The sequence below is a fragment of the Kitasatospora sp. NPDC094019 genome (assembly GCF_044764505.1).
Taxonomy (GTDB): Bacteria; Actinomycetota; Actinomycetes; order Streptomycetales; family Streptomycetaceae; genus Kitasatospora.
The window spans coordinates 16,254-38,496 of the sequence record NZ_JBIWIF010000037.1; the positions used below are offsets into that span (position 1 = coordinate 16,254).

A 22,243-nucleotide genomic window follows, 5' to 3' on the forward strand; every position below is an offset into this window, starting at 1 on the left:
TGGTCGTCGACGCCCTCGACGGCGACACCGCGGGAAAGCCGGCCGTCCGGGCCCGGCTGGTGCGGGGGCGCGGTGAGCTCCAGCGGGCGGCCCAGGCCGCCGGACGGGGTCCGGGTCACAGTCTGGGGAACGACCCGGCCCGGACCACGTCACCCCGGGACCCGGGGCGGCTGTCCGCGCGCCCCCGTGTGCTTCTCCACGCCCTCTACCCCGCCGCGAGAGGGTCGGTCAGGATGACCGGATCGGTGTCCCGCAGGAGAATTGGGGATCAGGTCGATGGGTGAGCACGAGAAGCCGGCACCGGACCCGGGCCAGGGCGACGCGCCGCCGGGGAATGCCGACGGGCAGGTGCCGAAGCCCGATCCGGGCAGCGACGGGAAGCACCGCAAGCCGAAGAAGGGCTGACGTGGATCTGGAGGAGCGACGTACGGCCCTGGACGGGGCGATGGACGCGCGCGGGTACTGGCCGGAGCGCTCTCCGTGGCTGCGGGAGACCGTGGCCGCGCTTCCCAGGGACGGGTTCGCGCCGGACCGGCTGTGGCAGTGGAACGGGCGCGCGTACGTGGCGGTGGACCGGTCCACCGACCCCGGGGGCTGGGCGGACGCGCTGTACGCGGGTGTGGACGAGCCCGCGGTGACCCAGGTGACCGGCGGGCTGGCGTCCTCCAGCATTTCCGCGCCGGGTGTGGTGGTCGACATGCTGGACTCGCTGCTGCCCGAGCCGGGTCACCGGGTGTGGGACATCGGCGGCGGGCAGGGCTGGAACGCGGCCCTGGCCGCGTGGCGGGCCGGACCCGGGCGGGTGGTGTCCACGGAGATCGACCCGGACCTCGCCGGCTTCGCCCGCCGGCGGCTGGCGGCCGCCGGACTCCAGGTCGAGGTCGTCACCGGGAACGCCACCACCGCCGTTTTCCGCGAGCGGTTCGACCGGGTGATCGCCACCTACGCCCGCGAGCGGGTGCCGTGGACGTGGGTCGAGGCGACCGCGCCGGGCGGGAGGATCGTCTACCCGTGGGGCCGGCTCGGGCACCTCGCCCTGACCGTCGCCGACGACGGGCGCTCGGCGTCCGGCTGGGTGCAGGGGATGGCCCAGTTCATGGCGGACCGCACCGCACCGGCGCCGCCGACGGCTGGATGGGCCGGGTACAGCGCGGTGCGCGGTGACGGCCCGGCAGCCGCCGAACGGCGGACCGACCGCGACCTCGCGCCGCTCGAAGGCGACTGGGGCCTCAGGTTCGCCCTGCGGGTCGCGGTACCGGACGCGATGATCACCACCGGCCGCGACGAGGAGGGCGTCAACGCCTGGATCCACGACGGCCGCTCCTCGTGGGCGTCGTTCTCGGCGGTCGGCGACGGTACGACCGTGCTTCACCAGGGCGGCCGGCGGCGGATCGGCGACGAACTGATGACCGCCTGGACCGCGTGGGAGGACCTCGGCCGGCCCGAGCCCTACGACTACGGCGTCACCGTCACCCCCGACCGCCAGTGGGTGTGGCTGCACACCCCGGACAGTGAACCGCGCTGGCCGATCCACGAGGCGGCGGCCGCAGCCTCGCGCTGAAACCGACGGGCGGCCTTACGGTCCGGCCGGGCGCGCCACCAGGCGCCGGTACGGCGGTGCAGTTGCCACCAGCGGACGGCGTAGCCCAGTTGGGCCCGGCACCGGGCGAGGCAGGCGTCCATCGCCCGCGTGGACGCGTCCTGGAACGCTTCGAGCCGCGCGGTTCCCGGGGGCGCGGCCGCCGGCGTGCCGAAGACCGTGGTCGCGTCACCGAGTCGGCGGGCGAGGAGCGCGACCTCGGCCGGCCGAGACCGGAACACCTGCCTGGCCGGCCGGGCCGACGACCGAGCCACAGCCGCTCGGTCCCCGCCCGAGATACGCCGCGGCGTCGAGACCGAGCCGCTGCTCGGGTTCGACGTCACCTCCGACCGGGTCGAGGTGATGTGGACGGAGCCTCACAGGTGAGCGGAGGATCTCAGGGCCGCAGGAGAGCGCGGCGCCCGCCCGCCCTCGCGGACCAGCCCCGCGACCGCCGCGATCAGGTCACCGCCTGGCTCGCCGTCCTCCATCCCACCGCCGCAGGCAGGGCGGAGGGAGCACGGTGGGGCGCCCTCCGGCCCGACCGTCTGGCCGAACGCCACATCGGCCGCACCCCGGGATTTCGTGGGCGATGCCGCACAGGGTGACGGGCTCCGCCCGGCCCGTCGGCTGCAGCTGGTCGCGTGTCCGGGTGCGCGGAGTTGCGGGCGGGCGGCCCGTGACGGGGCCCCGGTTCAAGTGGGTGTGCAGTGAAGTCGTGGTCGGCGTCCACGACGCCGGCGCCGGGTGCGACTCGACCGCTGGTGGAGCGGCGACGGCCCGTGAACGCCGTGCTCCCTGTCCCCCTGCCCCCGCTCCGATGAAGGATTCCCCGGGTGCAGAGCGGCAGTTGCGTCGTACAGTCGTGAAAGCAATCATCCGTACGGCGGTCGCCGTTCCCCCATTGAGCGAGGTCACCCCTTGGCAACGTCCGTCGAAGCGAACTCCGGCGTCGCAACCGCCATCACGCTGGTCGAGATCGAGATCGCCCAGCTCGAGACGCAAAGGGCCGCGCTCGAAGCCGAGTTGGAGCGGGTCGCCGGTTACGCCACGTCGCTGAGTGTCGCCCTCGACGGCCTGCGCGCCGCCGAAGCGGCCCTGCAGCCCGCCGTCGGCGCGACGGTCGAGCCCTCCACTCCGACGCTCGTGCCGGCCGGGGAGGCCCCGGCGCAGGAGCCGGAACCGGTCGAGGACGCCGCGGAGCCGCTCCCCGCAGCCGACGAACCGGCACAGCAGAAGGCCACCCGACGGCGGGTGCCCGCCCCGGCCACCGCCACCACCGAGGCAGCACCCGCCAAGCGAACCGTTCGCAAGCCCCGCACGACCACCGCGGCGACCGAGGCCACCGCCCCGGCCGGGAACAAGCCGAAGACCCGGACCGCGAAGAAGACCGCCGGGAAGAAGACGACTCCGCCCGCTCCGGCAGCCCCAACACCGGCGCAGCGCTCCCGGGGCATCGCCGACGATGTACTGAGCGCCCTGGCCACGGCCGGTAGGCCGTTGCGGGCGGGCGAGGTCTCCACGGCCCTCGGCGCCGACAGCACCGACAACAACGTCCGCACGACACTGGAGCGGCTCGTCAAGGCAGGCCGGGCACAGCGCGCGGGCCGCGGCCTGTTCGAAACGCTGCCGAACAGCTGACATCACGAACCTGCTGGCCGGGACGTCGCGTCGTGGCCGGCCTTTCGCGGCCGATGCCTCGCTTCTGCCACGTTGACGCGACTGCGCCCGGGCCTCTCGACCCGGGCGCAGTGCCCGCGTGAGCGATCCCGCAGCGAAGATGCAACCCGTCTGTTCCACGAGGCGGCTGTCCCCCGACGAACCACTCTGCCACGTAGACGAGTCATCTCAGGTCAGCAGGTCGGACTGGAGGGTGACTACCTGTTGGAACGCGGCGCCCGGCACGCCGTTCGGATTGGTCATGGTGATGACGCCCACGAGGTCGCCGGCAGCCAGGTGGGCCAGTCGGGCGGCCGGGAGGATTCGGGTGTCCGCGGTGCGGGACGCGCGGGTGGCGAAGGTGACGCCGTAGACCTCGTCCCAGCCCTGGGGTGTGAGTTTTCCCAGGTCCGCGATGTCCTTCGGACCGTCGCCGTCGCGCAGGGCGGCGTACACCGACCACGCCTCGTGGGAGGAGCCGAAGGAGAGCAGCCGGATCTGTGTCCGGGTGCCGTCGGAGGTCGTCCACTCGCGGAACGTGGCGGTCCGGCAGGCGTACTGGGCGAGCAGGGCACGCGTCTTGGCCGGGTCCTTCTGTTCGGTGGCCAGGTCGTTGCAGTCGACCCAGCCGGCTCCCACTCCCGCTGCCGCAGAAGCGGGAGTGGGGTTGGGGGAACCGGGGACGGTGGCGGGGGTGGCCGGGCCGGTACTCGCCGTGTCGCCGGCCGCGGGCACGGTGGGTGGTGGCAACACTGCCGGGGTGAGGGAGCCTCCCGCCTCCGCCGGGACCGGGAGGAGCAGGCGCCGCAGGTCGGCGGCGTGGCGGCTCTTGTTCTCCTTCGGGGCCGACCTGCCCGAGGGCAGTGGCGGCAGGGTCAGCGGGGGGAAGGTGTAGCGCCCGTCGCTCTCGGTGGCCAGTCCCGGCAGGTCGGTGCGGTCGGAGGAGGTCACGGCGAGCGTGCCGGCAGTCCCGGCCAGCACGCAGACCGCGGCGGCCGCGCACCAGCGGACCGCGGCCTTCCTGCGCCGGGTGCGGCGGGCGGTGCGTTCCTCGTCCGGCAGCGGCGCAGCCGGGGCGGGGGTGTCCAAGGGGTCTGCGGTGGCCTGTGCCGGGGCCCCGGGCTGTGGGGTGCCCGGGTCCGGGGCGGCGGGCGGCACGGCGGAAGTGTCGTGGTCGGTCATGCGGAGGCTCCCGGGACGGCGAGGCGGTCGAGCTGCTGCGCGAACATGGCGACGATCCGGTCCTTGGCGAGCGGTGCCACGCCTTCGGTGTCCATGACCACCAGGAGGTCTCCCTCGGCGGCGGAACAGGTCATCCGATCGATCGGTGCGGACGGCTGCGCGGGCAGGAGGTAGCAGTGCGCCTCGGGATGGCCCGCCACGGCCGGGCCGAGGCGGAAGATTCCGGTGTCGCCGGTGAACACCGCCGTGAACTCGTTGGCCTTCTGCACCTCCTGCTGGTTGAACTGGTGCAGCTTCATGCCGATCACGCGGTTGCCCTGCCGGTCGGTGTAGGTGCGCACAGCGGTGGCCTTGACGTGCAGGTCCTTCCAGGACTGCCGCAGTTTTTTGCGCTGTTCCTCGGGCAGCGGGCCGAGGTCGTCCTCGAACGCGGCGGTCAGCCGATCGCCGGTCAGTTCGGTGTCGTTGCCGTACTCGCCGTCGTCCGGTCCGGGGTCGTGGTCGTCGGGGACCGGTAGCAACAGGTCGTGCAGAGAGCCGAAGTGGCTGCCGTTGGGCTTGGCTCCGAAGGGTGCGGCGCGCGGCGTCGGCAGCGACGGCGGCGGGGCGGTCACGACGGGTGGGGGATCGTCGTAGCGCACCTCGACGATGCCTGCGCCGACGGCCACACCGGCGAGGGCCGCCGCGACCGTGGCGGCGCCGGCGCGCAGCACCCGGCGGGAGGTCGTGGTGGCGCCGGGGGCGGAGGCGAAGGCGGGTGTCGGGGCGGTCGGCCCGGTCGGTGGCAGCGGTTCGGTGGTGGCGGTCACGGTGCTCTCGGTCATACCAGCCGCTCCCACTGCTGCTTGGCGAGGTTCTTGACGACCTCGGCGTCCACCGGCTTCGTCCCGAACACCCTGACCTGCATCAGCACGGTGCCGCGCTGTGCGACCGCCAGGCCCAGGTAGTACTGATCGGTGGTCTCGGCCCAGTAGGCGGGCTTGCTCTCGGTCCGGAACCCGCCGTTGGCTTCAGGGGCGAAGGGTTCGAATTCGCCCGGGTTCCACCTCTTGTTGTCGGCCTTGTTGGCGAAGTCGGCCTTGAACTGGGTGAGGGTGATGTGGATGTCCAGGGCGTCCTGCGTCCAGGCGACCTGTGCGGCGCGCCGGAAGCCCTGCTGGTTGTACGACCTGAAGATGTCGGCTGCCTGCTTGGCGCGCTCGGCGAGTTCGCCCACCGTGACCCAGCTGGGCTTGTCCGGTTCGTCGGCCCACGGCGTGCTGCCGCTGGGAGCGGTGAGGAGCAGACCGCGCAGGTCGCCATCGATGGCGAGCGGCGGTGGCGCTGCCGCCGCGACGGCGGCGGGATCCACCACTTCGGACGGGTAGGTCGGCAGGGCGACCTGAAGCGGTGGCAGCGGCGTCGGGGGACGGCCCGACTGGATCGCGTAACCGGCGCCGACGCCAGCCACGGTGCCGAGGACCAGGGCGCACGCCAGCAGCAGTGCGGGGCGCGGACGGCGTGGCCCGCGAGGGAGGGGTGGGATCGCCGGACCGGCGGTGGGCGGTTCGGCCGGCACCGCTGCGGGTGACGACGGCACAGGTTCGGTGGTCACGCGAGGACTCTCCAGAGGGAGGGGGGAAAGGACGGGGCGGGGTTCAGCGCCCGGAGGTGAGCCAGTCGCGCTGGCGCTTCATCAGCTCGTCCAGCAGCGCCTTGTCCGGGTCGCCCTTCATGTCGACGTCGATGATGTACTGCACGTCACCCTGGTTGGAGATGCCGCTCATCGAGCCGGTGTACGCCTGCTGCTTGGGCTTGCGGACGTAGCCGTGGGCGGCCGGGTCGCCGGTGATCTCAACCGCGGGGAGGTCCATGGTGAAGCTCTTGGCGAACTCGCCGGCCCGGGCGGCCGTGGTGAACCGCAGCAGGGTGACGGTGACCTCGGCCTTCCCGTCCTTGGTGCGGTAGGTCCGGGTGGCGGCGTCCTTGTAGCCGAAGGTGCGCAGGGCGGTCATGATCTCCGTCCCTCCGCCGATCTGGTCGGCCATGTCCTCGTCGGTCACCGGCGTACCGTCGGCCGGGCCGTAGGATTCGCCGCCCTCGGGGATCGGGAGGAGGAAGAAGCGCAGGTCGCCGTCGTGGCGGCCGTTGCTGACCGTGCCTCGGAGGGTGCTGGTCGGCGCGGGCACGGTCGCGGTGGGGGCGGGTACCACAGGAGGCACGGTGGCCGCGGCTGCGGCCGCGGTAGCGGTCGGGGCCGCCGGCACGGGCTGTGCGTCCGGCCTGCCCACAGCCACCGTGACGGCAGCGGCAGCCGTTGCCACGGCGAGCAGGCCCAGGGTGGCCAGGCCGACCCCGACGGCCCGCGGCAGCTTCCGCTCCACGGCGGGTACCGCCACCGGAGGGGCGGTACGGTCAGGCTCGGCGGACAGGGAGGCTGCCGGATCCTGCGCCGGGTCGGCGATGGGCGGCAGGTGATCGTGCGCAGACAAGGGAAGTCCCCCAGGGAAGGTCGGGAAGTGTGCGCACAGGTCGTCCCGCGGGCACCCCGGCGACTCGCGCGCCGCCCGCTCCCTATGCGTCCGACCGAATTATCCGAGCAAGCGGGCCGCGACGCCAAAGAGATCAATCACCGTACTCCCGCCCAAGGTCCGACCAAAGGGACCCACCGTGATCGAACCGAAATCGTCCGAGGCCCTGACGGGTCATGGCAACCCGTCGTGGGTAGCCTTCCGTCCCCGTGATCCCGCGTGCACGGCGGTGAACGTCGGCGCGCAGCCCGGACTCCGGGCAGGCCGAAGCCTCTCCGGCCGTGGTCACAGCGCTGCGGGCGCTCCGGCGCGGGCGGCGAAGTCCCCGTACTCCGGGTAGGCGCCGGTCGTGGCGAAGCAGCCCGACGGCGAGGTCGCGGACCGCGCCGCGACGTACCTCCTGGGGGGCGGCGTGCTCTGCCGCGAGCAGCGCCCGGTAGCACTGTTCCGGTTCGCCCCACTGGTCGAAGGCGCGGGCCACGTCGGTGAGGAACCGGGCCTGCCGTTCGGCGGTCGGCAGCGCGGTGGGGTCGACTGTGCGGGCGTGCCCGATCGCCTGGCCGGCGTCGCGGAGCTCGTAGTGCACCGACACCTCGTGCAGCGCCACCCCTTGTACTCCGTCGACCAGGCCGGAGGAGCGTCCGGCCGCGGCGGCGCTGTCGGTGGACTCGGCGATCAGCGCGAACGCGTAGCCCCGGTCACCGCTCTTGGCTGCGGTGCAGGCGGCGGTCGCGTTCCGGTCGCCGCGCAGCGCCAGGCACTGGGATTCGGGCACCGTGGTGTCGGCCAGCAGTTCCTCGGCGGCGACGACGACAATGATGTCCCAGCCGTGGTTCTCCACGGTGCGACCCATCCTCAGGCTGTCGATACTTCACGGCACTGCTCCGCCGATTCAGGCTCCGCCGCATCCGCTTCCACGACCTCCGCCACTCAGCGGCCCGCCCTCCCCCTGGAACAGGGCGTCGAACTCGTCGTCATCAGGGAACGCCACGGCCACGCCCACATCGGTGCAACTGCCACCGTGTACGCCGACGTCCGACTCCGCCTCCAGCGCGACGCCAACGACCTCCTCGGCAACGCCTTCCGCGCCCCCGCCGAGCCCGCCACCCGGCCCGACGACGGCGACGAACCGCCACTTCGTGCAGCACCCGTCCGCTGACGTTGCCGTCAAGACGGCCCAGAGGCCCCACCGGAAGAGTTCCGGTGGGACCTCTGGCGCCCTATTCACCTATAGCGGGCCGCGCCTGCGACAGGAATTTCAAAACCCCCGCGATGGGTGCGGCAAGGTCCCTCCGATCAATTCCAGACGCCTCCAGATGGACAAGAATCTTCGAGCTTTCCTCGCGCCCAGGAAAGGCATTCAAAAACTCAGCCACGCACGAGTCGAGGACATGAAATACGTGCCTCTCGATCTCGGAATCGCTACCACTGCCCGCCAGGGTTTGCGGAGGGGCTGGGGGGGTTGCCAGGATAATGCTTGGCGCGCCATCTCCTCGCGTGTTCACCAAGACCTGTGCTACACCAATTCGCGGGATTCCGTCATAGCGTTCATGAGCAAGCGGGAAGCTCAAAATCGCAGCATCACAGTCTGCCCCAGTTTCTGGTACCGAGCCAACCCGAAACTCGACTCCTGGCCTGCTACCCAGGGCGTTCCTGCACGCCTCGACCATCCGCTCCGTGGACGCCGCAATTACGTATCTCATTTGCAAGCCACGCCAGTGCTCATGCCGGTCATGATTGCCGGCCGTCCCAGGATCTTCAATTCATCATTGTTGAGAGCCACTCCGCCATCAATCACGTCGGCAGTGTATGCCATGCGGGCACCCTCTGGCAGATCCGCAACATTGACCGTGGTGCGAATCATGGTATAAGGCCCTTCCTTGGGGTAGGCCGCGTAAGCCCTTCGGGAATACTCGGCTGCGCCTTGCTCCGTAAAGGAGAAGTACTTGACACCCTGCGGGCTGTTCCAAGTCCGATTCTTTGAGATGTCCGCGAGTTCAGGAGCTGTAACGCCGCGCCAGAGATAAATCTGCCCCGGTCCCGCCTCGCCGCCATTGTGCACCAAGATCGGCGTGTTGCCAGCGAGTACATAGTACGTGTGCAGATCCTGGACGGTCAGGTTGTAGGCCGCTTCGAGGTTCGTACGGTGGTTGACCTGAGTGACCTCGGGGGTCTGTCCGCTGGGGGTTCGCAGGGTGTCGCCGCTGCGGAGGTCTGCGGCGTCGATCCACTTCGAGTCCTTCGCCGACCAGAACGGGTGGTGGTCGGTGGACGTGAGTTTTTCGAGGGATCCGTTCGGGGATTTGATCGTCAGGTCGGTGAAGTCCCGGTCGTCGGGCGTGTAGGTCGTGCCGGTGATGCGGCGGCTGCCGTCCCGGCCTGTCTCGGGGTCGGTTGCCCGGACCTGGTCGCCGACGGCGACCTCCTGGATGGGGAGTGTGGTTCCGTCGGCCATGAGGACCGGAGTTCCTGCCGGAAAGCTGTTCGGCCGCAAGCACTTCGTGAACAGGCGGCTGCGTCGTGAGGCCGCGGCCGTCTCTTCGATGGTTTTGGCTCGCCTGAGGAGCTGGGCAACTTTTTCCAACTTCGCGGCGGGGAAAAGTGCGGCCGCGAGTTCTACGCAGGAGACGGCGTTCTTCTCCTTCACGCACTCTTCGGCGGTGGTGACACCCAGTATGTCCTTGACGACTGTCACGACGAACTGCGTGTCGTTCTCGAGGACGGTGCCGAGCTTGTTCAGATTTCCCAGCAGGGAGTACGAGCCGAGAGGGCCACCGGATCCGAGCAGGCCGTATTTCCCGCCGAAGTACCCGCCGAGACCGTCCCGGCATTTCATGGCGACGTGGTCCGACGTCCAGAGGTTGATTCTGCTGCAGGTCTCGACGAAGTCGCGAGCCTTGGAGGCGTCCTGTCGGATCTGTTCCTCCATCGCTTTCTGGAGGTCTTCCGCGAACTGTTTGGCCTCGGCCTGGTTGTGCGCGTCCTGGGCGGCCAGGTCGGCCTGGCGCTCCTGGCTCTCCTTTTCTGCGGTGATGGCCCATGCCTGGTCCGCGGCCTGCTGTGCCTGGGCGGCGTCCTTGCCTGCCGCGCGTGCGGAGGCGTGGGCGTTGTTCGCGGCGGTGCGGGCGGCCCTGGCCGAGGAGCGTGCCTGACTGGCGGAGGTCCGGGCGCGGATGGTGGAAGCGGCGGCCTTGGCGGCGTCGTCGGAGGCTGCCTGGGCGGCGTTGCGGGCGGTGGTGGCGGACCGGCTGGCGCGGGTGGCGGCCGCTTCGGCGTCCTGGGCGGACGCCTGGGCGTCGGTGGCGTGCTTCCCGGCCTGGTCGGCGTGGCCGCGGGCCTGGTTGCGGGCGGCTTCGGCCTCGTCGGTGGCGTTGTTGGCGAGGGCTGCGGCCTCGGTGGCCTCCCAGGCGTCCTGCTGGGCGTTGGCGGCGGTGCGGGCGGCCTCGGCGATCAGCTGGCGCATCTGTGCGGCGTGGGTGGCTGCCAGTTGGTCCTTCCGGTCGGCGGTGTACTGGCCGAACTGGAGGAAGGAGGTGACGAGCTCGGGCGGTCCGGAGAGCGCGTACTTGGCCGCGGCCTGGACTTCCGGGCCGCCGGTGGCGATGAGCTGGGCGGACTGGATGCGTTCGTCGATCCGGCGGGCGGTGTGCTGGCCGATCAGCAGGAACTTGGTGACGTCCTCGGGCGAACCGGTCCTGAGGGCTTTCTCGGCGGCCGCTTTGACGGTGGGTCCGCCGGCGCTGAGCACCTGTGCCGCGCGGATCCGGTCGTGATGGAAGGCGGCCTTGTGCCGGCCGGTGGTGTAGAAGCCCTCGATCTGCTGGGCGTCGCCCTTGAGTGCGGCGCCGGCGGCGTTGCGGACGGTCTCGTCGGGGCTGTTCCGGGCGATTTCCTGCACGCTCTGGCGGATGTCGGCCTGCTCGGCCCTGGGCCGTTCGGTGCGGGCCCACGTGAGGACGGCGTCGTCCGTGCCGGACAGGGCGACCGTGGCGGCCTCCTGGCTCCAGGGACCGCCGGTCTTCACGGTCCGCAGCGCGGTCCTGCGCCCCTTGGCCGCGAATGCCTTCGCGTCGGTGCCGGGGCGGTTTGCCTCGGCGGTCAGGTCGGCGGCCTCCTGGTCCTGGGCCTTCCAGTCGGCGAGGTAGGTGCCGATGCCGGTGGCGGCCTCCTCCTGGGCCGTCCTCATCGCGCGGGCGTTGGCGACGGCTGCCTCGGTGCTGGCCGTGAGGTCGTCGGCCTCCGTCCTGCGGGCGAGGTCGTAGACGTTGCCGGCGGTCGTGACCGCCGCGGCGGCCGTGTCGGCGGCCTTGCGGGCCTCCTCGGCCTGCCGGGTGGCTTCGGCGGCGGACGTGGCGGACTCGCCCGCGTGTTCGGCGGCGTTGTCCGCGGCCGCGGCCGCGTTGCGGGCGTGGGTGGCTGCGGAACCGGCGGCGTCGCGGGCCTGGAACGCGGCCTGGGAGGACTGCGCGGCCAGGGTCGCGGACGCCGTCGCGGCGCGTTCGGCCTCCGCGGCCTGGCGGCGGGCCCAGTCGGCGGCGGCCTGCGCGCGGTCGCCGGCGGCACCGGCGGTCTTCGCCAGACGGCCGGCCTTCTCGGCGGAGCCGGCGGCGGCGTTCGCGTTGCCGCCGGCGGTCCTGGCCGCGTCGGCGGCCTCTCCCGCCGCCTGGGAGGCGGCTCCGGCGTCGTTCGCCGCGGTCGCGGCGCGGTCCGCGTCGCCGGCGGCGTTGCGGGCCTCCTCGGCGCGCTGGCGGGCTTCGGCGGCCCTGCCACGGTCGGAGGCTGCGGCGTTGGCGGCCCTTCGGGCGTTGGCGGCGGCGATTGCGGCGCCGCCGGCGGCGCTCGCGGCCTGCGCGGCGGCGCCGGAGGCGACCCGTGAAGCCTGGTTGGCGGCGCCTGCGGCGGCCGCTGCCTGGACGGCGGCGGCGGTGGCGTCCTGGGCCGCCTGGGCTGCACGATCGGCGGCCGCCGAAGCGCGGGTCACATCGTTGCCCGCGGCCTCGCTCTCCCTGGCGGCGGTTTCGGCGTCGCCCTTGGCCTGTCTGGCGGTCTCGACCGCGCGGGCGGATGCCTCCTTGGCGGCCTCCTTGGCGGCCTGTGCCTGCTTGCCCGCCTGCTCCGCCTGATCGGCCAGCTGGGCGACGGTCGCGCGCTCCTGGTCCCGGGCGCGGGCCGTGAACTGACCGACGGACAGGAACTCGGCGACGTCGTCGCGGGTGCCCCGCAGTGCGACGGTCGCCGCTTCCTTCGTCGCGGGGCCGCCGACCGCGAGCAGTTGTGCCGCCCGTATGCGGTTGTCGATCGCGGCCGCCTCGAACTGATCCTCTTCGAGGAACTTCCTGATGTCCTCGGGAGTGCCCCGCAGGGCCTTGGTGGCCCACTCCTTCACGGTCTGTCCGCCGGTGGTGAGGAAATGCGCGGTCTGGATCCGGCGGTCGTGCCGCAGGGGTGTCCGCCAGCCGTCCTCGAGAAATGCCTGGAGGTCTGCCGTGGAGCCCCGCAGCGCCTTCACGGCAGCGTCGCGCACAACGGTTCCGCCGAGACTGATCATCTGCGCGGCGGCGATCCGGTCGTCGTGGTATCCGGCCCTCGCGGCCTCGACCTCGAGAAACCGCTTGACGTCGGTGTCCGTCCCGGTGAGCGCCGTCTCGGCGGCGGCGCTCACCCCGGGGCCACCGTTCAGCCACAGGCTGACGACCAGGCTCCGGTCCGTCGGGGACGAGGCCCGCGGCGCGGAGTCGGGGTCCGCCGCGGCGGCGGGCGCGGCACCGAGCATGCCTGCCGCGAGGACCAACGGCAGCAGACCGGTAGTCGCGCGGCGCACCAGTGATGTCAGGTCGGCGCGGGATTTTTTCCCGCTGGCAGGTACAGGCGTTCCGGAGGAACGCCAGGGGTGGCTCATGAATTAATTCCTGTCGCAAAAGATTATTGTCCCCGAGCAATGTGTCAAGGTGTACGAAGGTCTCTCTCGGGGCGCGTCGGAGCGGCGGAGCAACTGGTGAAGTCACTCCGGCCCAGGAGACTTTGTGCGGCATCCGGAAGGAATGTCAAGGTGTACGAAGGGGCCCTTGGGGAGTTTCTGCTGCGGAATTATGGCGTCGATTCGCCTGTGCGATCGACTGCTGTTACGTTGCGCAAACCAAATTCCCGTTCTTCGTCGGACCGGCGGCTTCTCGTCGGGATCCGGCGGTATCAGCACCTGAAGGATCGGTCTTGCCCGTATCTCGTTTCCGTACGATGCTCCTGGCCTGCGCTGCCGGCACCCTGGCAGCAGGTGCCGGCCTCGGACCGTTCGGCACCGCCCAGGCCACCCCTGGCGCGAGCCCGGAGGCCGGCGCCATGCCGACCGCCGTCGAGGACTTCCTCCACCCGGGCGCAGGCCGCCTCCTCGAGCAGCAGAAGATCACGCTCAAGCAGGGCGACGGCCGTATCCGGCTCAAGGAAGAACCGGTGATCGCCACACGCACCAGCTGCGACGCACACAACGAGATCTTCGTCGAGTCGAGCCTCGCCGAGCGCGGCTACTGCTTCACCGTCGACGGCACGGCGGGCTACCTCGCCATGGAGCTTCCCGACGTCTACATGATCTGGACCGAGGCGCGCGCTGTCACCGCGAGGGTGGTCGCGGGCGACCGGGTGACGCAGGTCAACGTCCGCCCGAAGTCCGTCACGCCCGTCGGGCAGGGCGTTCCCGGCCAGGCGAGCACGGTTCTCGTCGAGCTGCGGGTCACCGGCTGAAACACCACCCGCGATCCAACGCAGGAGCTTTTCCGCGGACGCCGTTGCCCGGCTTCCTCCGATGCTCCCGACAGTCCTTCCCGCAACCCGCTACGCCAGTGCCCCTCCCATACGGAGAACCCCGTGCCCCGTAAATCCGTTCAACCGCTCCGTGCCAGAGCCACCGTCCTCGCAGCCGCGCTCGCAGCCGGTGCCCTGACCGGCCTCACCGGCCCGCCAGCGAACGCCGCCGTAGGCGATCCGGCGGGCGACAACGCGTACGCCTACACCGTCCGTCTGGCGATCGGCGACACCTTCCGCGCCTGCACCGGTGCCCTCGTCGACCGGTACTGGGTGATCTCGGCGGCATCCTGTTTCGCCGCCGACCCCGCCCGGCCGACCGGCGTCGGTGGCGCCCCGAAGTGGCACACCACCGTGACAGTCGGCCGCACCGACCTGAACACGACCAACACCGGTGTCTCCGCCGAGGTGGTTCAGCTCGTGGCCCGTGCGGACCGTGACCTGGTGATGGCGAAACTGGCGACCCCGGTCGACGGCATCGTCCCGCTGCACGTCGCGACCACCGCGCCCGCCCCCGCGGAGAAGCTCCGCGCACCGGGCTACGGCCGTACCGGGACCGAATGGGTGCCCAACAGGCTGCACGTCGGCGCCTTCACCCTCGACGGAGTGCGTCCGACCGCCGTCGACACCACGGGCACCGGTGGCGCGGCGATCTGCAAGGGCGACACCGGCGCGCCCGTCGTGCGCGACACCGGCGGTGTCGGCGAGTTGGTTGCCGTCGCCTCCCGTTCGTGGCAGGGCGGCTGCTTCGGCGAGAGCGAGAGCCGTACCGGCGCCGCCGGCAGCCGCACCGACGACCTGGCGGGCTGGGTGAAGGACCTGAGGTACAGCACGGCTGACGTGCGGGCGGGTACCCATGTGCAGATTATCGGTTCCGACAACGCCCTGTACGACTCGGTCGCGAACTACACCACCGGAGGGTGGAGCAACAGCTGGTCACCAACCGGCAACGAGAGCCTGCTGGCGGTGGACAGCGTCGCCGTCGGCGACACCGTGCACGTGTACGCGGTCCTGAGCAACCATCGCGTCTACAGCCGTGACGGCAAGGTCGGCGGCCGGTGGGGGACCTGGAACGCGGTGCCGGGAGGCGCGGTCGCCGGGGACGGCGCCCAGAAGATCACCGCCGCCGCCCGGGGCAACACGGGCCTGGTCGATGTGGAGATCATCGGCAGCGACGGATCCCTCCACGCCACCACCGCCGACTACAACACCGGCCGCTGGACCGCCTGGAAGGAGATTCCCGGCGGCGCCACGGGCGTCAAGGCCATCACCGCCGCCAGCACCGACTGAGCACCCGATCCCGCAGCGGGCGGGAGGACGCCCGAAACCGGGCAGCACCCCGCCCGCAAGCGCGGAGAACGAGATCGGGCTCCAGGCCGACTCGGCCACAGGCCGCCCCACCCCGCCCCGCCCCGCCCCGCCCCGCTCCGGAACTGTCCGAGGTGTTCTGCCCCCGGACGTCCGGGCGCGCCGTTCGCGCTGGCCTCACCGCGGACGGCAGCACCCGGAACGTCGACATCGTGAAGGACGGCCACCGCGTCGGCGGTGAATGCCTGGGACAGACGCCGACAACCTCCGTCGAACCGACCATCACCGGCCGACCGGTCACCTGCGGCCATCCACCAAGACCTCGAGGAAGACCTCATGCATTCCAAGACCTCCCTCCGGGCGCGCCGCGCCCGCCTGCTCGCGGCGACCCTCACGGCCGGAGCCCTCACCACCCTCGCGGCCCCGACCACTCATGCCGCGGCCGGTGACCCCGTTCCCGACACCTGGTACGACTACACGGCGCGGCTGACGATCGGTGACACGTTCCGCACCTGCACCGGTGCGCTCGTCGACCGCTCCTGGGTGATCACCGCGGCCTCGTGCTTCTCGGACGATCCCGCCCAGGCCACCGGGGTGGGCGGCGCCCCGAGGTGGCGCACCAGCGTGACCGTCGGCCGTACCGATCTCGCGGCGACCAGCACCGGGGTCTCCACCGAGGTGGTGCAGCTCGTGGCCCGCCCGGACCGCGACCTGGTGATGGCGAAGCTCGCCGCCCCGGTCAACGGCATCGTCCCGCTGCACGTCGCGACCACCGCGCCCGCGCCGGCGGAGAAGCTCAAGGCCCCCGGCTACGGCCGCACCAGGACCGAGTGGCTGCCCACCCGGCTGCACGTCGGTGCGTTCACCCTCGCCGGGGTCCGCCCGACCGCCGTCGACACCACCGGCACCGGCGGCTCGGCGATCTGCAAGGGCGACACCGGAGCCCCGGTGGTGCGGGAGGTCGACGGAAAGACCGAGCTGGTAGCGGTGGCGTCCCGCTCGTGGCAGGGCGGATGCCTCGGCGAGACCGAGACCCGCACCGGCGCGGCCAACAGTCGCACCGACGACGTGGCGGGCTGGATCCAGCACGTCCGCGCCACCGCGCTCGGCTGGAAGACCCAGGCCCTGGTCGTCTCCGGCACCGGCCTGTCCCGGACCACCCGCCTCTACGACAACACCTGGACCCCGAACGAGGACATCCAGGTCAGCGCTATCGGCGGCGTCAAGGCCGTGGCCGCGGCAGGGATCGACAGCAACACCCACGTCGTCGCCCTCGGCGGGGACGGCCGCCTCCACCACACCGTCCGCCACCTCGACGGAGCCTGGGACAGTTTCGGCGACCTCAACACCGCCGCCGGCGAACTCCGCAACATCACCCGGGTCGCCGTCTCCTCCGTCGGCGCCGACCTCCACGTCGTCGCCCTCGCCGACGGCCAGCTCTTCCACACCGTCCGAAACGCCGACGGCAACTGGACCGGCTTCGGCCCCGTCTTCTCCGCCACCGGCCCGCTCAACGGCGCCACCGCCGTCGCTGTCGCCGGCTCCGGCTCCGACCTTCAGCTCGCCGTCGTCGCCAACGGCCAGGCATTCCACACCGCCCGCCACGCCGACGGAAACTGGGGCACCTGGGGCCCGGTCGAGGAAGCCGCCGGCGGGACCGGCCCGGTCGTCTCTGTCGCCATGAGCCGCCAGGGCAGCGACATGAACCTCGTCGCCGTCACCAACACCGGCGCCCTGTTCCACACTGTCCGCCACCAGGACGCCAGCTGGCAGCCCTTCAGCCCGCTGACCGGCATCGTCGGACAGACCACCGCCACCTCGGTCAGCGCCGCCCCCGTCGACGGCCACACCCAGATCGCCATCACCACCACCGACAACCGCGTCCTGCTCGTCTCCCGCCACGCCGACGCCACCTGGAGCACCCCCCAGAACCTCGACCTCCCCGGCCACACCGGCAACCACACCGGCACCGCCATCACCGGCACCCTCTGACCGGAAACACAGGGCGAGCCCGGTGGTGTCGGCACCCACCTGAGTGCCCACACCACCGGGCTCGTGTCCGGGACACCGCCGACAGCCACCAGAGCAACACCCTCACGCTAAGCACAGGGCGATGAAAGCGCGGATCGCGCGCGGCGAGGCTCAGAGCCTCGCCGCGCGCGACGGCCGGATCGCAGCGACGTCCTCGTCACCGGCGACCACGGCCTCGGATCGGCGGGGAGGCCCAGTACTCGCCGATCAGCGCCGGCACCGTCCGCCGCCGCTCCCGCACGACCGCCGAGCTGGAAGGAGATCGCCTCCCCGCTCGCCCTGGTGGTCCGCGCCGGCGTCCGTCACCTGCAGCAGTGGAAGTGACTGCCGAGCAGCGTGCGGCCCTGCCCCGAGAACGGCAGCGCCTGCGGCCGCTTCCACGCCGAGTGGTTCCGACTCGCCCTGTGCCCGCCCGCGAAGCCGCCCACCGAGGTCGACCGGCTCGTCACCGACAGCGCCAACAGCGGCTTCGTCCCCATGCGGATCCCCGGCCAACACGACCCGCGCCACGTCTCCCGGATGTGGGTGCACGGTGCGACCGGGGCAGCTGGTACGACATGTTCGGCCCCGACGAGGACGAGGACACCCCGGCCGAACCCCGGACACGGGACGCCGACATCACCTACACCCACCAGGAACTCAGCGCCACCTGCCGCTACGGCGAGGAGACCCTCACGTTCAACGACCCCCGCCCCCGGCACGGCAACTCCGCCGGCAGCGGTCCGCACACCTTCTACGATGTCCCCCGCCTCCTGTTCACCGTGCTCCGGCTGCGGGGCCCCGATCCACCTTTTCGAGGGCTTCGTCCGGACGAGCGGACCGGCCGGGCCGGGGCCGTGCGGGATCGTTGACGGGCCGGTGCGGGGATCCCGGAGTCGGGGCCTCCGCACCGGCCGTGGGTGGTCAGCGGCGGGTTCGCCAGGTGGCGTAGAGGCCCATGCCGACGCTGGTGACGGCGGTGAAGGCGCCGGTGCCGACCAGGACGAACACGGTGGTGGCCGCGGCGAGCCGGAGGACCAGGGCGATCAGGTCCAGGATCCGGTCCCGGGTCGGCACCGGCTGGGGCGCGGCAACGGGTGGTGCCGTCGCGGGGGTCGGCACAGCGGCGGGCGCCGCGACAGGGGCCGCGAGGGGGTGTCGGCGGTGGGCTGCTGGGTGGTGTCGTCGGTGTCCATGTCCATCAGTTGAGACCCGCCAAGGCCCCGGCCCGGTACGAATACACCCGTGCCAGCCCGATCAACACCGACCCCGGCCGGACGTCGGTGCTGTTCGCCGGTCTTCGGCCGGTTTCGGCCCCGGCCGCCGACCAGGGACTCTACGGTGTTCTCACACATCGTCAGGGAGACTGCGTGAGCGACGACTCGACCACCGAACAGCCGCGCCCTTTGGGCAGGTACCCGGAGGAACTGGCCCTCTTCGCGGAGGAACTGCGCGACTTGCGGATCGCCTGCGGGTCGCCGGCGTTGCGGGAGGTGGCGAAGGCCGCACCGCCGTCCCGGCCTCTGTCGGTCTCCGCGGTCAGCGAGGCCCTGGTCGGCGAGCGCCTGCCTCGCCTGGACTTCCTGATCGCCCTCGTAGAGACCCTGCTCACCCTCGGGGACGGCGGCTCCGTGGGCCGCGACGACGAGCGGGTCAAGCAGTGGCGCACCCGCTGGCAGGACGTCGAACGCCTCCGTGTGAACACCGGCCTGACAACCTCGCGGGAGCAGTCCGCCTCTCCCCTGGGGCCGAGGCCGATCGAGCTGGCCGGCACTCCGCTCCTGTCGACCTCGGACATCTCTGAGCTGAGAGCAGAGCGCGACGAACTGGCTCAGCGCGTCGCGGCCCTGGAAGCCACAGCGAAGGAGGCCATAGCCACCGCTACGCGTAAGACCGATGACCTACTGGGCTCGGCATCGGAGCCGCCCGCGACGGGCCCGCAGGAATCGCCCGTCATGCCGCCACCGGCCTCGGTGATCCTGCAGCCCGCAGCCTTCCGGTTCTCGGTGGAGCGCAGCCTCACGGCTCATGCCGGCACGGTCCTGTCGGTGGCGTTCTCCCCCGACGGTCGGCCGCTGGCCTCGGCCGACAGCGACGGCGCGGTGCGCCTGTGGGACCCGGAGACCGGCGAACCCCACCACCAGGCCCCTACCGGCCACACCGGCCGGGCATGGTCGGTGGTGTTCTCCCCCGATGGCCAGTTGCTCGCCTCGGCCGGCAGCGACGGCACGGTGCGGTTGTGGGACCTGGATGCCGGCCAACCCCACGGCCAACCCCTCATCAGCAGCACCGGCAGCGTCTGGTCAGTGGCGTTCTCCCCCGGCGGCCAGCTGCTCGCCTCGGCCGGCAACGACGGCCCAGTGCGGTTGTGGGACGTCGACACCGGCCAACCCCACGGCCAACCCCTCACCGGCCACACCGGAACCCTCTTGTCGGTGGCCTTCTCTCCGAGGGAACGCCTGCTCGCCTCGGCCGGCAACGACGGCACAGTGCGGTTGTGGGACGTGGACACCGGCCAACCCCACGGCCAACCCCTCACCGGCCACACCGGAACCGTCCTGTCCGTGACGTTCTCCCCCGACGGCCAGCTGCTCGCCTCCGCCGGCCTCGACAACACGGTGCGGTTGTGGGACCCGTACACCGGCCGACCCCGCGGCTGGCCCCTCACCGGCCACACCGGCCGCGTCCTGTCGGTGGCGTTCTCCCCCAACGGCCGACTGCTTGCCTCCGCCAGCAACGACGGCACAGTGCGGTTGTGGGACCCGGACACCCGTCAGCCCCACGGCGAACCCCTCACCGACCACACCGGTGAGATCCGGTCGGTGGCATTCTCCAAGGACGGCCGCCTCGCCTCCGCCAGTCACGGCGGCGTCGTGCTGCGGTGGCCCGTACCTGACCACCCGGCGCGGTGAAGCCGCCAACGGGCCTACGGGAACCCATCCGACAGTCCTCCCCGCGAGCGTGGACAGGATGTGTGCACACCCCTCCGGAAGCAGAGCCGGCACCGGATGACCCCGCGCTCGCGGGGAGGACAGCACTGCGGCGAACCCTTGGTCCGACCCTTCCAGGAGGACGAGGGCGCCAACGCCATCGTCCTCCTGGGTGCGCTCGCGAGGCAGGGCTTCGTCGTCCTGCCGCCAGCCGACCGGAACCTGCACGCAAACGCCGAGCGGCTGCTCCGTCAGTACCGCAGGCACACAGTCGGTCCGGCCGACGCCGTCGACGCAGTCGTGGCCTGGCAGCTTCAGGGCCCGGTCGTCCTGTCCTTCGACCGTTACTACCGCGACGTCCTTGTGCCGGTTCGGGGCGGATCGCGGTCTGCTCGCCGGCACCGGCGAGGTGAAACTCGCCGCCTGCGTTCTCGGCCCACGCCCTGGTCTCGTTCGCGCTCGCCGGGCGGCCCCGAGGCCAACGCCCTGGAACATCGGGAACCTGCTGCCGGAGGCCGAGGGGGGGTTGTGGGCAGGGTGCCTGCGAGAAGGGGCGGTCATGCCTTCCGGCGCTCGCCGCACTGCACGGGTTGTCGACCTGTGGCTGCTTCCCGGCGGGTCTGCGTCATGGCCGAGGGGGTGGGGTCATGGTTGACTCCTGTCCGCAGCATCGTCGCCAGGGCTGAACGGTGCCGCTGTGGTCACGGCCTGGAGAGCCCGTGGCCCGAAGCCGGCGGCGGCTTCGGGCTGCCCGTCGGCGTCCAGCACATCGGCGGCGAGCCCGTACGCGCCGGCGAGCACGGGCCCGTACACGGCCTGATCACCCGACAGGTACGGGCCGACCGCCTGGACCGCCTCGGCCGCATCCCGCCACGCGCCCGCCGTGTCACCGGGCAGCAGACCACGCCCCCGCTCGGTCAGCACGGTTGCCAGGTCCGCCCTGGACATCATGGTGTCCGGGTGCGCGGGACCCAGAACACGGTCCCGGTCCTCCACAACGCAACGCAACAGATCGATCGCTTCGCCGGTTCGTCCTGCCTGCCGGTAGGAGGTGGCGAGATTGGCGCGGGCGGTCAGGGTGTTGGGGTGGTCGGTGCCGAGCAGCCGCTCGCTGTCGGTGGCCACCCGCTCCAGAAGGGTGACCGCCTCACCGGTGCGCCCCGCCTGCCGGTAGGAGGTGGCGAGGTTGCCGCGGGCGGTCAGGGTGCTGGGGTGGTCGGTGCCGAGCAGCCGCTCGCTGTCGGCGGCCACCCGCTCCTCGATCACGATCGCCTCACCGGTGCGCCCCGCCTGCCAGTAAGAGGCGGCGAGGTTGCCGCGGGCGGTCAGGGTGCTGGGGTGGTCGGTGCCGAGCAGCCGCTCGCGATCGGCGGCCACCCGCTCCAGAAGGGTGACCGCCTCACCGGTGCGCCCCGCCTGCCAGTAGGAGGAGGCCAGGTTGCCGCGGGCGGTCAGGGTGTCGGGGTGTTCCTCGCCGAGCAGCCGCTCGCGATCGGCGGCCACCCGCTCCTGCAGAACAATCGCCTCACCGGTGCGCCCCGCCTGACGGTAGGAGGCCGCCAGGTTGCCGCGCGCGGTCAGGGTGTTGGGATGCTCTGCGCCGAGCACCCGCTCGCGATCGGCGGCCACCCGCTCCAGAAGGGTGACCGCCTCACCGGTGCGCCCCGCCTGCCAGTAAGAGGCCGCCAGGTTGCCGCGCGCGGTCAAGGTGTCGGGGTGTTCCTCGCCGAGCAGCCGCTCGCGATCGGCGGCCACCCGCTCCTGCAGAACAATCGCCTCACCGGTGCGCCCCGCCTGCCAGTAAGAGGCGGCGAGGCTACTGCGCGCGGTCAAGGTGTCGGGGTGCTCCGCGCCGAGCAGCCGCTCGGCGGTGGCCGCGAAGTGCTGCCAGTGCGTCACGGCGGCGTGGGGCAGGCCGGCACCGAGCAGACTGTTACCTGCGGTGAACAGGACGCGGTGGCTTCCGGGGTGCCAGAGGTGGTCGCCGGAGTGGGTTGTGAGGATATCGGTGTTGGCGCGCAGGACGGCGGTCAGGTCGCGTGCGGTGTGCTCGTGTTCGGGCCAGGTCTCGGCGAGGGCGTCGGCGGCGGCGTGGACGGTGGCGGGGGTGTCGGTCGCGGGGGTGGTTTCGCGGGCGGCGCGGGCGGTGAGGGCGTGCAGGCGCACCGTGCGGTTGGTGTCGTGGGTGTGGTGGGTGATGAGGGCGTAGTGGTGGAGCAGGCGCAGGACTGCGCGGGCCTGGTCAGGGGTGACGGGTCCGGGGTCGGGGG

At 72.0% G+C, this 22,243-nt stretch carries 18 protein-coding genes; 9 read left to right on the forward strand and 9 right to left on the reverse strand.

Annotated elements, in window-relative coordinates; translation table 11 throughout:
• Positions 1-276: 276 nt before the first annotated feature.
• The 3 genes from ACIQ9P_RS38675 to ACIQ9P_RS38685 all read left to right on the forward strand — a co-directional run bounded on the left by ACIQ9P_RS38675 (position 277) and on the right by ACIQ9P_RS38685 (position 3,220).
• Positions 277-405, forward strand: a complete 129-nt coding sequence (locus ACIQ9P_RS38675; RefSeq protein ID WP_402367040.1) for a hypothetical protein — start codon at positions 277-279, stop codon at positions 403-405.
• A gap of 1 nt (position 406) precedes the next feature.
• On the forward strand, positions 407-1,561 hold the full coding sequence (locus tag ACIQ9P_RS38680) for a methyltransferase domain-containing protein (protein WP_402367042.1): 1,155 nt from the start codon (positions 407-409) through the stop codon (positions 1,559-1,561).
• Between the two features lie 939 nt (positions 1,562-2,500).
• Complete coding sequence (locus ACIQ9P_RS38685; protein WP_402367044.1) at positions 2,501-3,220, forward strand: prephenate dehydrogenase; 720 nt, start codon at positions 2,501-2,503, stop codon at positions 3,218-3,220.
• Between the two features lie 207 nt (positions 3,221-3,427).
• Here ACIQ9P_RS38685 and ACIQ9P_RS38690 read toward each other — a convergent pair whose 3' ends face one another.
• From ACIQ9P_RS38690 to ACIQ9P_RS38710, 5 genes are all read right to left on the reverse strand, one after another.
• Positions 3,428-4,420 carry a hypothetical protein gene (locus ACIQ9P_RS38690; protein ID WP_402367047.1) on the reverse strand — a complete coding sequence of 331 codons (993 nt, stop codon included), beginning with the start codon at positions 4,418-4,420 and terminating at the stop codon, positions 3,428-3,430.
• Positions 4,417-5,244, reverse strand: a complete 828-nt coding sequence (locus ACIQ9P_RS38695; RefSeq protein WP_402367049.1) for a hypothetical protein — start codon at positions 5,242-5,244, stop codon at positions 4,417-4,419. Before ACIQ9P_RS38695 ends, ACIQ9P_RS38690 begins: the two co-directional genes overlap by 4 nt.
• Positions 5,241-6,014 carry a hypothetical protein gene (locus ACIQ9P_RS38700; protein ID WP_402367052.1) on the reverse strand — a complete coding sequence of 258 codons (774 nt, stop codon included), beginning with the start codon at positions 6,012-6,014 and terminating at the stop codon, positions 5,241-5,243. Before ACIQ9P_RS38700 ends, ACIQ9P_RS38695 begins: the two co-directional genes overlap by 4 nt.
• 43 nt (positions 6,015-6,057) lie before the next feature.
• Positions 6,058-6,798 (reverse strand): hypothetical protein, encoded by a 741-nt coding sequence (locus ACIQ9P_RS38705; RefSeq protein WP_402367054.1) that lies wholly within the window; start codon positions 6,796-6,798, stop codon positions 6,058-6,060.
• A 226-nt stretch (positions 6,799-7,024) separates the two neighbouring features.
• The gene (locus ACIQ9P_RS38710; RefSeq protein WP_402367057.1) at positions 7,025-7,783 is read right to left on the reverse strand and encodes a hypothetical protein; all 759 of its coding nucleotides are present in this window, start codon (positions 7,781-7,783) and stop codon (positions 7,025-7,027) included.
• 168 nt (positions 7,784-7,951) lie between these two features.
• Between ACIQ9P_RS38710 and ACIQ9P_RS38715 the strand changes: the two genes are divergently transcribed.
• A complete protein-coding gene (locus ACIQ9P_RS38715) occupies positions 7,952-8,089 on the forward strand; it encodes a hypothetical protein (RefSeq protein WP_402367060.1) in 138 nt (45 codons plus the stop codon).
• A gap of 540 nt (positions 8,090-8,629) precedes the next feature.
• On the opposite strand, the gene ACIQ9P_RS38720 is transcribed toward ACIQ9P_RS38715, so the two are convergent.
• Positions 8,630-12,829: a polymorphic toxin-type HINT domain-containing protein gene (locus ACIQ9P_RS38720; RefSeq protein WP_402367062.1), complete on the reverse strand. Its 4,200-nt coding sequence runs from the start codon at positions 12,827-12,829 to the stop codon at positions 8,630-8,632.
• A gap of 311 nt (positions 12,830-13,140) precedes the next feature.
• On the opposite strand from ACIQ9P_RS38720, the gene ACIQ9P_RS38725 reads away from it, so the two are divergent.
• From ACIQ9P_RS38725 to ACIQ9P_RS38735, 3 genes are all read left to right on the forward strand, one after another.
• Positions 13,141-13,665 (forward strand): hypothetical protein, encoded by a 525-nt coding sequence (locus ACIQ9P_RS38725; protein WP_402367065.1) that lies wholly within the window; start codon positions 13,141-13,143, stop codon positions 13,663-13,665.
• 123 nt (positions 13,666-13,788) lie between these two features.
• Complete coding sequence (locus ACIQ9P_RS38730) at positions 13,789-15,015, forward strand: trypsin-like serine protease (RefSeq protein ID WP_402367067.1); 1,227 nt, start codon at positions 13,789-13,791, stop codon at positions 15,013-15,015.
• Between the two features lie 354 nt (positions 15,016-15,369).
• The gene (locus ACIQ9P_RS38735) at positions 15,370-17,025 is read left to right on the forward strand and encodes a trypsin-like serine protease (RefSeq protein ID WP_402367069.1); all 1,656 of its coding nucleotides are present in this window, start codon (positions 15,370-15,372) and stop codon (positions 17,023-17,025) included.
• 341 nt (positions 17,026-17,366) lie between these two features.
• Here the strand turns inward: ACIQ9P_RS38735 and ACIQ9P_RS38740 are convergent, their stop codons facing one another.
• Entirely contained in the window at positions 17,367-17,543 is a 177-nt protein-coding gene (locus ACIQ9P_RS38740; protein ID WP_402367072.1) for a hypothetical protein, read from the reverse strand.
• A 42-nt stretch (positions 17,544-17,585) separates the two neighbouring features.
• On the opposite strand from ACIQ9P_RS38740, the gene ACIQ9P_RS38745 reads away from it, so the two are divergent.
• On the forward strand, positions 17,586-17,915 hold the full coding sequence (locus ACIQ9P_RS38745; RefSeq protein ID WP_402367075.1) for a hypothetical protein: 330 nt from the start codon (positions 17,586-17,588) through the stop codon (positions 17,913-17,915).
• A gap of 52 nt (positions 17,916-17,967) precedes the next feature.
• Here the strand turns inward: ACIQ9P_RS38745 and ACIQ9P_RS38750 are convergent, their stop codons facing one another.
• Entirely contained in the window at positions 17,968-18,120 is a 153-nt protein-coding gene (locus tag ACIQ9P_RS38750; protein WP_402367077.1) for a hypothetical protein, read from the reverse strand.
• Positions 18,121-18,326: 206 nt separating this feature from the next.
• On the opposite strand from ACIQ9P_RS38750, the gene ACIQ9P_RS38755 reads away from it, so the two are divergent.
• On the forward strand, positions 18,327-19,955 hold the full coding sequence (locus ACIQ9P_RS38755; protein ID WP_402367080.1) for a WD40 repeat domain-containing protein: 1,629 nt from the start codon (positions 18,327-18,329) through the stop codon (positions 19,953-19,955).
• 663 nt (positions 19,956-20,618) lie between these two features.
• On the opposite strand, the gene ACIQ9P_RS38760 is transcribed toward ACIQ9P_RS38755, so the two are convergent.
• A partial coding sequence (locus ACIQ9P_RS38760) for a tetratricopeptide repeat protein (RefSeq protein ID WP_402367082.1) occupies positions 20,619-22,243 on the reverse strand: 1,625 nt, incomplete at its 5' end.

Bases quoted from the DNA above. Each gene is read 5' to 3' on its own strand.
- ACIQ9P_RS38675 (WP_402367040.1), top strand. From the start codon at position 277: ATGGGTGAGCACGAGAAGCCGGCACCGGACCCGGGCCAGGGCGACGCG.
- ACIQ9P_RS38690 (WP_402367047.1), bottom strand. From the start codon at position 4,420: ATGACCGACCACGACACTTCCGCCGTGCCGCCCGCCGCCCCGGACCCG.
- ACIQ9P_RS38695 (WP_402367049.1), bottom strand. From the start codon at position 5,244: ATGACCGAGAGCACCGTGACCGCCACCACCGAACCGCTGCCACCGACC.
- ACIQ9P_RS38710 (WP_402367057.1), bottom strand. From the start codon at position 7,783: ATGGGTCGCACCGTGGAGAACCACGGCTGGGACATCATTGTCGTCGTC.
- ACIQ9P_RS38720 (WP_402367062.1), bottom strand. From the start codon at position 12,829: ATGAGCCACCCCTGGCGTTCCTCCGGAACGCCTGTACCTGCCAGCGGG.
- ACIQ9P_RS38735 (WP_402367069.1), top strand. From the start codon at position 15,370: ATGCATTCCAAGACCTCCCTCCGGGCGCGCCGCGCCCGCCTGCTCGCG.
- ACIQ9P_RS38740 (WP_402367072.1), bottom strand. From the start codon at position 17,543: ATGGGGACGAAGCCGCTGTTGGCGCTGTCGGTGACGAGCCGGTCGACC.